We start from the raw sequence: 12,862 nt of genomic DNA, 5'->3' as shown, positions 1-12,862 counted from the left end.
AGGAATATACTATATGAGTGTTGTATCCACGCAGAATATTCACCGAAAAAATGCATTTCTTAGTGATACGCTTATGTTTCGTATTGCATCTACTTTGCCTACCTCCTTATTAGCAAGTTTTGAGGAAATAGGGGCCTTTGTGGCGAGTGATGAAGCTTGGGATCTTGCTCGTTTAGCAAATAGCTATCGGCCGACATTGCGCTATAACAATGGATGGGGACAACCAAAAGAAGAATTAGATATTCACCCTTCTTATCATACTCTGCAACGATATTCTAGACAAGCAGGTTTAGTTGCTTCACTTTGGGAAAATACAACTTCAGAAAATGGAGTGCGTTATCAGGCACGTGCTATTCGTTTGGCTCTATTGGCTGGTTTAGAAACGGGACATTTGAATGAAATCATTGTAGCGAGTGCCGCTATTGCAGTGTTAATTGGCGATGTTGAGTTATTTAAAAAATGGAAAGATATGCTTTTATCACGCCAATATGATTTGTCTTCTAAGGCTATTGATAATAAAAAAGGAGCTTCACTGACCTATGCTTTTGATAACATTGAGGAAAGTGAAAAATATGCTTTGAACGTTCCAGCTGTTCAGAGAATTTCTTTTGATGAAAAAATGGGGCGTGACTTATATCGTTTAAATATTATAAAAACACAAGTTATTAATCCAATGGCTGATGGATATATTGTTAGCGCCGAGATAGATGGCCTTTTAAGCTGCTTTTTAGTTCCACGCATGCAAGAAAATGGCTTATTAAATGGTATTATATTAGTTCGTTATTTAATTCAGCGGTCTGGAGAATATTCAGCTCCAGAGGGAGTTGTAGAATTCCGAGATTGTTGTGGTTGGCTTTTGGGTAATATCGGAGAAGGGGCTAAGGTCATCAAGGATATCGAAACCATGATGCGTTTCGATCAAGCTATAATATCAGCAGGTGTTCTGCGGGCTGCACTTCAGTTTAGTATAAATTTTCTTCGGCAGAAAATGTTAAATCAGCCTTTTCCACCATTAACAGAGCGTATTTTTGCTGATATTGCACTTGATATAGCTGCTTCACAAGCATTGGTTATGCGTTTAGCACGAGCGTTTGATAACGCTGCAAGTAATCGTTCTGAGGCAGCCTTTGCACGCATTATGACACCTATTGTCGCTTGTCATGTCAGTCAATTAGTTATTCCGATTGTCGGTGAAATTATTGCACAGGTTGGCATAGAAAGTTTTATGGATAATAATCCGTTGTTACAAATATTGCGTGATAGTCCTGCACGAATAGTTAAAAATAGTGGTGTTAATCAATTGGTAAAGGATGCAATTCTTATAGGGGATAAAGCACCTGGATTATTTCAGCAATTATTAGAGAAAATTTCAGCAGATATTGGACCAGCTGGTCCACGAGCGATTGAAATTATTAAATCCGCTGTGAATATGGCATCGACAAATGAGGGAGCTGGTAGGTTTTTTGTTGAGCAAATGGCATATGCATCTGCTAGTGCAGCATTACGTTATACAGAGGTGGAGCATGTTGTGAACGCTTATATGGAAAGTCGCCTTGGAGGACAATGGAGATCATCTTATGGCATGTTGATTGCGCGATATAATCCAGCACAATTATTGGATGTTCTCTATCCTACTGTTTGATGGCAGAGTCTGAATTCTATCGAGAGCACCTTGTAAAATGAAAGCAGCAGCAGCTGAATCAATACGTGATTTTCTCTTAGAGCGCGACATATCTATTTCTAAAAGGTAGCGTTCTGCAGCAGTTGTTGATAATCGCTCATCCCAAAAAACAAATGGAATTTTTGTATACATTGCCATATTACTGACAAAAGTTTTTGTTGCTTGAACACGTGGACCATTGCTTCCATCCATATTAATGGGTAAGCCAATAACAATAGCTCCTACATTTTCATTGTTAAAAACTTTTACAAGTGTGAGAGCATCTAATGTAAATTTTTTTCTATGAATAACAGGTCGTGGATTTGAAAATGTTAAGCTAATATCAGAAATAGCAATTCCAATTGTTTTTGTACCCAAATCTAAGCTTGCTATTGTTTGCCCAAGTAAAAGATGTGTAGTAACTTCATTTATGTTGATAATGGCCATGTTTATATGCTTGGGATAGCTTAATATTTTAGGTTAGTTACTATAACAAAATTTTGGAGTAAATACCAATATTCTTGCGCTTATAGGTATAGACTTGTATAGCCAAGAAATGAATAGGTTAATAATGTTAGAGTAAATCAAATAGAAAGGCGTAATATGTCTGTTGATAGTAAAACAGTCAAGCGGGTAGCAAAGTTAGCACGTATTGCTATCCATAATGATGAAGTTGAGCGTATAACAGAGGAGTTTAATACCGTTTTAGATTTTGTAAAACAACTTAATGAAATTGATGTTAATGGAGTTGAACTATTAACATCAGTAATTCCGATGGCTTTAAGAAGACGTGAGGATAAAGTAACGGACGGTAATAAGGCCACAGATATTATAGCAAACGCGCCTTTAGCAGAAGAAAATTTTTTTCTTGTTCCAAAAGTAGTCGAATAATTTTTTACATTTTAAAAATTCGAGAATCAACATGACTGATTTAACAACCTTAACAATTGCACAAGCCCGTGATGCTTTAAAAAAGGGAGATCTGAAAGCAGTTGAATTGACAGAGGCTTATTTGAAAGCGATTGAATTGGCTAATCCAATTCTGAACGCTTATGTAGCAGTAACTGCAGAACAAGCAAGAAAAATGGCAGCTGAATCAGATATTCGCTTGGCTAAAGGGGAGGCTGGCATTTTAGAAGGTATTCCATTGGGGATTAAGGATCTCTTTGCGACGCAAGACATACACACTCAGGCTTGTTCATATATTCTTGATGGTTTTAAACCGAAATATGAATCAACTGTAACTGCTAATTTATGGAAAGATGGCGCAGTTATGTTGGGCAAGCTGAATATGGATGAGTTTGCTATGGGGTCATCCAATGAAACATCGTGTTATGGCCCAACTATTAATCCATGGCGAAAAAAAGAATCAGATGAAAAACTTGTTCCTGGTGGTTCTTCAGGAGGTTCTGCTGCTGCTGTTGCAGCTCGTCTTTGTGCGGGAGCAACAGCAACCGATACCGGAGGATCAATACGTCAGCCAGCAGCTTTTACTGGTACTGTAGGAATAAAACCAACTTATGGACGATGTTCGCGTTGGGGAATGATAGCTTATGCTTCGTCACTTGATCAGGCAGGTCCTGTTGGACGAGATGTTCGTGATTGTGCAATTATGTTAAAATCAATGGCTTCTTTTGATGATAAAGATTCAACTTCAGTTGATTTACCGGTACTTGATTATGAAAACTATCTTGGTCAATCAATCAAAGGAATGAAAATTGGTATCCCAAAAGAATATTACATTGAAGGAATGTCTGATGAGATTGTCGATCTTTGGCAAAAAGGAATCAATTGGTTAAAAGAGGCAGGAGCAGAAATCATCAATATTTCATTGCCTCATACAAAGTATTCTTTGCCTGCTTACTATATTGTAGCTCCTGCAGAAGCATCTTCTAATTTAGCTCGCTATGATGGTGTTCGTTTTGGACTTCGCGTATCAGGAAAAGATGTTATTGAAATGTATGAAAATACCCGTTCAGCTGGTTTTGGTGATGAGGTTAAGCGGCGTATTCTAATTGGAACTTACGTTCTTTCAGCAGGGTATTATGATGCTTATTATCTTAAAGCTCAGAGAGTACGAACATTAATTAAACGTGATTTCGATCATTGTTTTGATCTTGGTATCGATGCTATTCTAACCCCTACAACACCGACTTCTGCCTTTAGTATTGCGGATGAAAAAATAAAGAATGATACAATAGCCATGTATCTAAATGATATTTTTACTGTGCCAGTTAATATGGCTGGCTTACCTGGAATTTCTGTCCCTGCGGGTTTATCATTAAATGGTTTGCCTTTAGGATTACAATTGATAGGTAGGTCTTTTTCTGAGGAAGTTATTTTAAAAATAGCGTATATTATAGAACAGGCAGCAGGAATACTAAATGCTGAAAAATGGTGGCCATAAAAACAAAAAATTTAACAGTTTAGCATTAATGAATGATGCAACTTTATTTAAATGTTGTGTTATAAAAAGCTGTATTTTAAAAATAAACATAATGCACGATCAATAATCAAATCCATCTTTCGATAAGTCAGTTTAAAATATGAAAGTAGAACAACAGTTATTATGAAATACCTAAAAAGTAAGAAGTATTTTATATCAGAAGCCAATTTAAATTTTTACGTAAAGATCACTTTATCGTAGAGGTTTTTTGATATTTTACAAAAGTGAATTAAATTGATGACCGCATTGCATTTGCAAATGAAAATGATAATCAACTATAACACTAAGAGTTTACGTAATAGCATAAAGAAAGGTGATTAGGATTTATTGTACGCTGACATATGATATTTAGCACACATTTCAATATCCAGAAGTTCTTTTTACTCTTGAAAGACATCCATTGCATTTTTTGCTTTTTTCTTTAACCTCAAATACCAGTATATCTTTGTATTTTTGATTTTGGTATTTCTATCAATACCAATATCGCATGAAAAAAATGATTAAAATGAGATGTGACCCTTCATATGCTGTAAGCATTATGGATTGAGTATAGAATCTGGTTTTGCTGATTATTTGTAAGATAAAATTACACAAGATCAGTATTATAAGGCAAAAAATACTTATGATGAGCAATAATTATATGCACTAAAATTTTTCTGATGTTGCTTATGGTGAGGTGCTTATCATTTTGTAATAACAAAGCTAGAATCCCTGGTTAGAAAGCTACTAGACTATAAAAATATCTTTAAAGAAATGGATTCATTTCATAAAAGTTTATGATATTTATAGATACGGTATTGTTTATGATGATATAAGATAAGAAGTTAGCGTTCTCTTTTGTATTTTTGTATAATGCATATATCTTATTTCAGCTCAGAATCTTATGCTCAACAGAGGCAAATTGTCTCAGTATAAATTGTTTATAGATTAGTTGTGATATTCAAGATTAGAGTGCTTATGTTATTTAACGCTATTTTTTTGTCTACATTAACATACTTAATCAATGTAATAATCTCTATCTTTATAATTAAACTACTTTGGTTAAACTAATGCAGAAAACAAATAGAAATCTAATTTAAGTATATTCATTTTCTTCATTTGAAAAAATTTAAATAATTTATGGACGAAAAGAAAGTTTGTAGTTGATTGCATAGTCAGTAAAGTTAAATAATTTAGGTAAAATAAGATACTAAGTATCCCGATTTCGTTTTTTATGACAAATTGGATGAGATGATTACGTTTCTATTGAAATAAGAGATAAGAGTTTTTCAGATCAATATAATATCAATTTTTGCATTGTAATTTTTTAATTGCCGAGATATGCATCTTTGACACGTGGATCGGAAAGCATAGCTTTGCCTTTACCGTGGAATAAAATTTTTCCTACTTCTAAAATATAGGCATAATTAGCAATAGAAAGTGCTGCAAATGCATTCTGTTCAATAAGAAGAACAGTTTTTCCCATATCATTGATTTTTTTAATAATCGAAAAAATTTCTTTTACAAGAAGTGGTGCTAAGCCAAGAGATGGTTCATCTAATATAATCATATCAGGATTACTCATAAGAGTACGACCTACAGCTAACATTTGCTGCTCACCACCTGACATTGTACCACTTAGTTGCGTCGATCTTTCACGCAAGCGTGGAAATAAATCAAATATCCACTCGATATTGCGAGTGATTGTAGCTTTATCATTACAGATATAAGCTCCTAGCTGAAGATTCTCTAAAACAGTAAAGTGGGGTATAATACGCCTTCCTTCAGGGGTTAATGCAATACCCAGTCGCAAAATTTCTTCTGGCTGTTTTCCTATGATGGATTCACCTTTATATATAATTTCTCCGTGAATCGATCGGTTAAGACCTACAATAGAGTGTATAGTGCTGCTTTTTCCTGCTCCATTAGCTCCAATTAGAGTAACTATGCTGCCTTTTTTTATAGACATAGAAAGGTTTTGAATAGCTTTAATAGCACCATAATGAACATGAAGATTTTTTATTTCAAGAATATTCATATATATCTCCGCCAAGGTAAGCTTCAATAACTCTAGGGTTATTGCGCACTTCATCTGGTGTGCCATTAGCGATACAATGGCCATATTCTAATACAAAAATATATTGACAAAGTTTCATAACAACTTTCATATCATGTTCAATCAGAAGGATTGTAAGATCAAATTCTTTTTTGACTTTTTCTATAAATTGTCTTAATTTATCGCTCTCTTGTGGATTCATACCTGCTACAGGTTCATCAAGAAGCAGAAGTTTTGGTTTTGTTGCTAGAGCTCGAGCAATTTCTAAACGTCGTTGTGCACCATAAGGTAAAGTGATTGCTTTTTGATTAGCGAGATGGTCGAGCTGAAGTCGCTCAAGAAGCTCCATTGAATTTTTACGAATTTGTTTTTGTTCTTTAAGTGCGTTTGGTAATAATAACGCAGCAGAAAACCATGGTTGTTTTTGTCGGATATGAGCACCTACCATGATGTTTTGTAAGACTGTTAATCCTGAAAAGAGGCGAATATTTTGAAACGTTCGTGCAATATGGCGTTTGCAAATAGTATAAGATGGAAGGCCACAAATCTTTTGATTATTTAACAGAATTTGTCCATTTGTTGGTGTGTAAAAGCCAGAAATCATATTAAAAATTGTAGTTTTTCCAGCGCCATTTGGACCAATTAATCCAGTAATTGTTCCTCGTTTAATGGCCATATTAACGTTGTTTACAGCAATTAAACCACCGAAATGCATTGTAAGATTATTGAGTGAGAGGATCGTATCATTCATGGTTTTCTCTCGTTCTCGTTATTAAAAAGACTTCTCCTCATTAAAAAATTGCAAATCCAATTCCATGAAAATTCACGTTGGCCTAATAATCCTTTCCGCCAGTATAAGATAATTACTAACAATATAAGTGAAAAAATAACCATCCGTAAGCCTGGTATTCCGGGAATATATATAAAGCCTAAGTTTAATGGATTTTCAACAATACGAAGCGACTCAAGCATGATTGTAATAATAATGCTGCTTATAACGCTACCTGTAATAGAACCAAGACCGCCAGCCACAACAATCATCAAAATATTAAAAGTTAGGATAAAATTAAACATTTTAGGATCAATGGTTGAAATAAGAGCGGCGGTTAGTGCACCGCCAACACCTGCAAAAAATGCACCAATCGTAAAGGAAAAACAGCGATAAAAAAAAGCATTTACTCCCATTGTTTTCGCAGCGATTTCATCATCGCGAATAGCACGTAATACATTACCTGTATTGCTTTGTAATAAAAGAATAATAAAAATTATTGTAAATGCTAACCAACCATAATTCCACCATAATGTAGCACATTGAGGTATTCCTTTGATTCCTAATGAACCATTTGTAAAAGGTGTAGCATTGATAATGAGAACACGAATAATTTCCGCAAAGCCCAATGTCGCAATTCCAAGATAATCACCACCAAGGCGCAAAACAGGGAAAGCGATTAGCAAACCTATAATTGCAGCAGATAGACCACTTATAACAACTGAAAAGAAAAACGATAATTGCAAATTTTTCAATGGTTCAGCTATCGGTTCTAAAATCCACATCATCTCTTTTTGTTCAGGAGAGAGAAGAAAAATTGCACATACATAAGCGCCAATTGCCATAAAACCAGCATGTCCAAGAGAAAACATGCCTGTAAATCCATAAATCAAATTGAGTGAAATTGCTAATATCGCATTGATAGCGATAAGATTAATAATACGCAGTGTGTAGTCGTTAAAATGGTTATCAGCGTAAAATAAAAAACTAATAAAAATTATAATGCTAACCAATGATAGAAAAATGCTTAATGATTTTACCATTAAATTTTCTCCTGATTTTTCTTACCCATTAAACCAGTTGGCATTACTAGTAAGATAAGAATCAAAAGGATAAAAGCAAAAGCATCCCGATATCCAGATAAAGTTGAAGAGAAGGCAACGACCATAATTTCAATAAATCCTAATAGTAAACCTCCCAGCATTGCTCCTGGAATTGATCCAATACCTCCAATAACGGCAGCAATAAAAGCTTTTAATCCAGGAAGCAAACCCATATAAGGATGAATTTGAGGATAACGTAAAGACCACATAATGCCTGCTATGGCACCTAATGCAGAACCTATACAAAATGTAAATGCAATAATCTTATTAACAGAAACACCCATTAAACAAGTAGTTTCAATATCGTATGATATTGCACGCATAGCAAGACCAGGTTTTGTTTTATTGATAATCCATAACAAAACGATAACAAGAATAAATGAAACAATAGGAACGATGAGAGACATGGGAGCAATTCGAATGATGCTATTTGAATCTTCTCCTAAAGACCATAAGATTGGCGTTACAAGAAAATCTGGTTGTTTTACGGTTTTTGGAACGCTGCTAAAAAACATGATTGCAAGGCTTTCAATAAGAAAGGAAATTCCAATCGCACCGATAAGCACCGAAATACGTGGAGCATCACGCAAAGGTTTATAAGCTAACTGATCAATAAAAATTCCTACTGCGCTTGTAATAGAAATGGAAAAACAAATGGCTAGAATCCAAATGGGTTTAAAATCTTGCGGAGCAATTTGTGAATAATAAATAAGTCCTGAAACAAGAATAAAAAAGATAGAAATCCAATAAACTTTTTGTTGTTTTTTAAATCCGATAAATAGGGAATAATAAATTAAGACTGCGAACAATATAAGTAAGATAGCAGTCCATGTAGGCATAAAGCTAATTGTGGCAAAAGAAAAAAAATACGCCCCCAGCATCAAGAGATCACCGTGAGCAAAATTAATTAACCTTAGAATACCATAAACCATGGTATAACCAATTGCAATAAGCCCATAAAGTGATCCTAATGCTAGCGCATTAAAGAAATATTGAATGAACATTTCAGTGCTCATCTCTTGTTCCTTATATATTACCTTATATATTATATGAAATATGATGGCTCTAAATGATCTAGTTTCGGAATATATTAACTAGTCTTATAATTCAATTGAGTAAGTTATTATTTTGAATTGTTTTTTTTAAGTCTGTAGACTGTATTTCGTGTAAATAAATACGTTTTCCATTTTTTATTTCAATTACACCAATAGAAACTTGAGGGTTATGATTTTCATCTATGGACATAGTTCCAAAAGGGGTTTGAAAATCTTTTAATTTGCTAAGTTCAGCTGTAATTTCCTCACGATCAGCACTGCCAGCATTTTTAATAGCTTGCATAAACATTGTATATGCTGTGTATCCCAAAATTGAATTGATATTTGGTTGTTTATTGGGATAAGCAGTTTTCCATTCATTTGTAAATTCTTGTGCGGTTTTTGACATATTTGGTGTAGCCTCATCGTAAGGAAGTGTCGTGTGCAAGAATCCTTCCGCAGCTTGTCCTGCAATTGCAATAGTTTCTGGATTGTCCATAGCATCACCACCCATAATGCGGAATTTTGCCCCCAATTCACGTGCTTGCTTCATAATTATGGCGCCTTCAGAAAAATAAGATGGGATGAATAAGATATCAGGTTCTTGTGCTATAATTTGTGTAAGAGCGGCTGAGAAATCTTGATCTCCAGAATTATAATTTAAGTTTGAAATAACTTCACCACCCAATTTTTTAAATGAACTGATAAAATAACGTGCAAGACCAATTGCATAGTCGCTAGATATATCTTTTAAGATAGCTGCTTTTTTTGCATGTAAAGTTTCAGCTGCATAAGTTGCAGCACCTATACCTTGATAGGAGTCAGTGAAACATGCACGAAAATAATATTTTTTACCTTGTGTAACGAATAAATTTGTTGATGAAGTTGCGATAGTAGGTGTTTTTGCTTTTTCAGATACTTCTCCACCTGCTAATGACAATGAAGAGCCATAAGTTCCGATGATTCCATTAACTTTGTCATGAGCAGTTAAACGTACGACAGCATTGGCTGCTTCTACTTTATCAGATTTATTATCAACAACAATTAGCTCAACTTTGCGTCCTAGTATTTCTGGAGTTTTTTTATGTGCTATCTGTATACCTTTAAGTTCAAGTTGTCCTCCAAACGCATTTTGTCCCGTTAATGGAAGATAAACACCAATTTTAATAGGATCTTTCGCAGAGGCATTTGTTAGAAATGCCATTGTCATAAAAGCTACTGTAAGGATTTTCCTCAGTTGCATTGCGCACTTTTCCTTATTTTCAATTATAATTTTATCATAAACTTTAGACATTATCTTGAACTTTATTGTTATGCAAGTTATACATCTATAAAATTGATCAGTGTGTACGAAGTGTGCACGAAAAGTCTTTAAATTATCATTTTTTTATTATGCGTGATGTGTATAAACTTTTTGGATGAAATTTTATGATTTATGAGCTGACATTACAAAGTAGATGCGACAATATGGGGAAATCTTATCTTAGGTCTTGCTTGTTGATGTAACTACAATGTCTACTTACGCAGAAGAATCAATTTGTAGAATTCAAACCTACAGGATCACGTTTGGTTATGACAAGTAAGGATACATTAAAAGATTATTCTCTAGCCGAAGATAATCTCAGTGTTTGTGGTGAAATTATTGAAATTAGTGGTGTCATTAAATGGTTTGATGGCAGTAAGGGCTATGGGTTTATTGTTCCTGATTTTTCGGATCTTCCTGATATATTATTGCATGTGACCGTGATGCGGCGAGATGGTTTTCAAACAGCTTTAGAAGGAGCTAAAGTTGTTTGTGTTGTAAAACAAACTGAGAGAGGATTAAAGTGTATCCAAGTTAAGTCTATTGATTGTTCATCAGCTACTCATCCTTCAGAAATTCCAGCGCGTACACATGTTGTAGTAATCCCTGAAAGTGGTTTAGAGCGTGCAATTGTTAAGTGGTTTAATCGTGAAAAAGGGTTTGGCTTCCTTAGCCGAGGGCAGGGAACAGAGGATATTTTCATTCATATGGAAACATTACGTCGTTTTGGTTTAGCAGAACTCCGTTCTGGTCAGGTTGTTCTTGTGCGTTTTGGTAAGGGAGAAAAAGGTTTGATGACAGCAGAAATTTATCCTGATATAGCGCTTCCATTTGTTACAAATTAAATTTCTGGTATCACAAGGTAGGAATTGTGTTTCTGTTTTTAAAGCTTTATGCTTTATTTTTAAAAATATTTAAACGAATTAATAATCATGCGGAGTCAGAATATGGCAGGAAAACCTATAAAGATTCCTATTAATTCCGCTTATCTAATAATCAATACAAAACAGAATATAATTTTTATGAGGTAGAGATTACGTTTTCCAAAGTTCAAGCAAGTGCTGGTTTGATGTATCGTACTCATTTTCCTTGCAATCGTTCAATGTTATTTAGGAATTTTCTCAATAATATGCTAGCAGATAAAGATATATCAGAAGATAAACAAGAAATGTTTAATGTGGATGGCTTTGCAGCTTTTGCTATTGAGCTTAATGCTGGTGGGGTTGCAGATAAAAAGATAAGGAAGAGACAATTGTGATACATCCTGTATTTATGAGAAATATGAAAGTAATAAAACATGACAGTAGAAGAGATTCATTTTTTTGAACACGATAGTTTTCGTTTTGCTTACCGTGAAGAAGGGCAGGGTACTCCTATTTTATTGATTCATGGTTTTGGATCTTCTGCACGTGTTAATTGGTGTGCAACAGGTTGGTTTCGTAGCCTTGTTGAAGCAGGTTATCGTGTTATTGCTTTTGATAATCGTGGTCATGGTGATTCGGATAAGAGTTATGATCCTTTATGTTATACGCCTCAAGCTATGGCTAGTGATGCGGTTAAGTTGCTCCAACATTTAGGGTTATCCAAAGCTCATGTTATGGGATATTCTATGGGAGCTCGGATTAGTGCATTTATGGCTTTTTTATATCCAACATATGTCCATAGTGTTGTTTTTGGTGGTTTAGGAATTGGTATGGTAACAGGGGCAGGTGATTGGGAGCCTGTTGCCCAGGCTCTTCTGGCAGAAGATATTTCAACTATTACCAATCCGCGTGGTTTGATGTTTCGCAAATTTGTAGATCAAACTAAAAGTGATAGACATGCTCTTGCTGTTTGTATCATGACATCAAAGCAGGAATTAACAGAGTCTGAAGTACGTGAAATTAAACAACCTGCACTTGTTGCAGTTGGTTCATTGGATGAAATTAGTGGTGAGGCTGAACCATTAGCAGCTTTGTTACCACGTGGCGAGGCGTTACAAATTCCTGGTCGTGATCATATGCTTGCTGTTGGAGATAAAGTCTATAAAAAAGGTGTTATTGATTTTCTTGCTCGTCATCCTATTGTTTAAAAGGCTTTAAAGATATAAATAAAGGGCCCATTATTATCTTTAAGATAACACAACAAGAGAAAGTAGGGGTACAATACGCAATACTTTTATAGATTTGCGTTTTCATTTGTACTTTTTGTATGCGAGTTTTCTGTTTTTAGGATTTTACTCTAGCCATTGTGGACAGTTTCTACAAAAACTAAGATTTTCATTTTGTTTATTGAAGTTATTTGTAAGATTTTAGATTTATGTTATGAGTCCATAAAAAACACTTATTTGATGGACTAAGATAATGAGCTTTGCTATGATCTTCTTAGATACGTTGAAAGTGTAAAGTCTCAAGGATAGATAGCAATACCTAAATTTATCATCTTTATTTAATTCCGCTTTACTATTTTCAAAAAATAAGCGCTCTTTTTATTTGTTGTAGATAATGCTTCAAAATTCAGTTCACTTTGTTTA

Annotated in this window: 12 protein-coding genes; 6 read left to right on the top strand and 6 right to left on the bottom strand. The window is 34.5% G+C overall.

The window, feature by feature from the left end; translation table 11 throughout:
• Positions 1-13: 13 nt before the first annotated feature.
• Entirely contained in the window at positions 14-1,642 is a 1,629-nt protein-coding gene (locus T420_RS0103000) for an acyl-CoA dehydrogenase family protein (RefSeq protein WP_013545107.1), read from the top strand.
• On the opposite strand, the gene ruvX is transcribed toward T420_RS0103000, so the two are convergent.
• Positions 1,613-2,107, bottom strand: a complete 495-nt coding sequence (gene ruvX / locus T420_RS0102995; RefSeq protein ID WP_013545106.1) for a Holliday junction resolvase RuvX — start codon at positions 2,105-2,107, stop codon at positions 1,613-1,615. The genes T420_RS0103000 and ruvX overlap by 30 nt on opposite strands.
• 156 nt (positions 2,108-2,263) lie before the next feature.
• Between ruvX and gatC the strand changes: the two genes are divergently transcribed.
• Together gatC and gatA are read left to right on the top strand one after the other, a co-directional pair.
• Entirely contained in the window at positions 2,264-2,551 is a 288-nt protein-coding gene (gene gatC / locus T420_RS0102990; protein ID WP_013545105.1) for an Asp-tRNA(Asn)/Glu-tRNA(Gln) amidotransferase subunit GatC, read from the top strand.
• Between the two features lie 31 nt (positions 2,552-2,582).
• Positions 2,583-4,067: an Asp-tRNA(Asn)/Glu-tRNA(Gln) amidotransferase subunit GatA gene (gene gatA, locus T420_RS0102985; RefSeq protein ID WP_013545104.1), complete on the top strand. Its 1,485-nt coding sequence runs from the start codon at positions 2,583-2,585 to the stop codon at positions 4,065-4,067.
• A 1,345-nt stretch (positions 4,068-5,412) separates the two neighbouring features.
• Here gatA and T420_RS0102980 read toward each other — a convergent pair.
• From T420_RS0102980 to T420_RS0102960, 5 genes are all read right to left on the bottom strand, one after another.
• The gene (locus T420_RS0102980; RefSeq protein WP_013545103.1) at positions 5,413-6,123 is read right to left on the bottom strand and encodes an ABC transporter ATP-binding protein; all 711 of its coding nucleotides are present in this window, start codon (positions 6,121-6,123) and stop codon (positions 5,413-5,415) included.
• The gene (locus T420_RS0102975) at positions 6,110-6,892 is read right to left on the bottom strand and encodes an ABC transporter ATP-binding protein (protein WP_013545102.1); all 783 of its coding nucleotides are present in this window, start codon (positions 6,890-6,892) and stop codon (positions 6,110-6,112) included. Before T420_RS0102975 ends, T420_RS0102980 begins: the two co-directional genes overlap by 14 nt.
• Positions 6,889-7,953: a branched-chain amino acid ABC transporter permease gene (locus T420_RS0102970; RefSeq protein WP_026501128.1), complete on the bottom strand. Its 1,065-nt coding sequence runs from the start codon at positions 7,951-7,953 to the stop codon at positions 6,889-6,891. Before T420_RS0102970 ends, T420_RS0102975 begins: the two co-directional genes overlap by 4 nt.
• Positions 7,953-9,029, bottom strand: coding sequence for a branched-chain amino acid ABC transporter permease (locus T420_RS0102965; RefSeq protein ID WP_013545100.1), 1,077 nt, complete (start codon positions 9,027-9,029; stop codon positions 7,953-7,955). Before T420_RS0102965 ends, T420_RS0102970 begins: the two co-directional genes overlap by 1 nt.
• A gap of 91 nt (positions 9,030-9,120) precedes the next feature.
• Positions 9,121-10,290 (bottom strand): ABC transporter substrate-binding protein, encoded by a 1,170-nt coding sequence (locus tag T420_RS0102960; protein ID WP_013545099.1) that lies wholly within the window; start codon positions 10,288-10,290, stop codon positions 9,121-9,123.
• Positions 10,291-10,619: 329 nt separating this feature from the next.
• Here T420_RS0102960 and T420_RS0102955 point away from each other — a divergent pair, with 329 nt between their 5' ends.
• From T420_RS0102955 to T420_RS0102945, 3 genes are all read left to right on the top strand, one after another.
• A complete protein-coding gene (locus tag T420_RS0102955; protein WP_026501127.1) occupies positions 10,620-11,195 on the top strand; it encodes a cold-shock protein in 576 nt (191 codons plus the stop codon).
• Positions 11,196-11,479: 284 nt separating this feature from the next.
• Complete coding sequence (locus T420_RS07575; protein ID WP_013545097.1) at positions 11,480-11,608, top strand: hypothetical protein; 129 nt, start codon at positions 11,480-11,482, stop codon at positions 11,606-11,608.
• A 39-nt stretch (positions 11,609-11,647) separates the two neighbouring features.
• A complete protein-coding gene (locus T420_RS0102945; protein ID WP_013545096.1) occupies positions 11,648-12,421 on the top strand; it encodes an alpha/beta fold hydrolase in 774 nt (257 codons plus the stop codon).
• The last annotated feature ends 441 nt before the right edge of the window (positions 12,422-12,862 follow it).

This window comes from Bartonella clarridgeiae ATCC 51734, assembly GCF_000518185.1.
Lineage (GTDB): Bacteria > Pseudomonadota > Alphaproteobacteria > Rhizobiales > Rhizobiaceae > Bartonella > Bartonella clarridgeiae.
The sequence above is the reverse complement of the archived record's forward strand: the minus strand, read 5'-3'. Positions and strand labels throughout refer to the sequence as shown.

Excerpts from the sequence above, each read along its gene's own strand:
- T420_RS07575 (WP_013545097.1), top strand. The coding sequence starts at position 11,480 with ATGCTAGCAGATAAAGATATATCAGAAGATAAACAAGAAATGTTTAAT.
- T420_RS0102970 (WP_026501128.1), bottom strand. The coding sequence starts at position 7,953 with ATGGTAAAATCATTAAGCATTTTTCTATCATTGGTTAGCATTATAATT.
- T420_RS0103000 (WP_013545107.1), top strand. The coding sequence starts at position 14 with ATGAGTGTTGTATCCACGCAGAATATTCACCGAAAAAATGCATTTCTT.
- T420_RS0102955 (WP_026501127.1), top strand. The coding sequence starts at position 10,620 with ATGACAAGTAAGGATACATTAAAAGATTATTCTCTAGCCGAAGATAAT.
- gatC (WP_013545105.1), top strand. The coding sequence starts at position 2,264 with ATGTCTGTTGATAGTAAAACAGTCAAGCGGGTAGCAAAGTTAGCACGT.
- gatA (WP_013545104.1), top strand. The coding sequence starts at position 2,583 with ATGACTGATTTAACAACCTTAACAATTGCACAAGCCCGTGATGCTTTA.
- ruvX (WP_013545106.1), bottom strand. The coding sequence starts at position 2,107 with ATGGCCATTATCAACATAAATGAAGTTACTACACATCTTTTACTTGGG.
- T420_RS0102960 (WP_013545099.1), bottom strand. The coding sequence starts at position 10,290 with ATGCAACTGAGGAAAATCCTTACAGTAGCTTTTATGACAATGGCATTT.
- T420_RS0102965 (WP_013545100.1), bottom strand. The coding sequence starts at position 9,029 with ATGAGCACTGAAATGTTCATTCAATATTTCTTTAATGCGCTAGCATTA.
- T420_RS0102945 (WP_013545096.1), top strand. The coding sequence starts at position 11,648 with ATGACAGTAGAAGAGATTCATTTTTTTGAACACGATAGTTTTCGTTTT.
- T420_RS0102980 (WP_013545103.1), bottom strand. The coding sequence starts at position 6,123 with ATGAATATTCTTGAAATAAAAAATCTTCATGTTCATTATGGTGCTATT.
- T420_RS0102975 (WP_013545102.1), bottom strand. The coding sequence starts at position 6,892 with ATGAATGATACGATCCTCTCACTCAATAATCTTACAATGCATTTCGGT.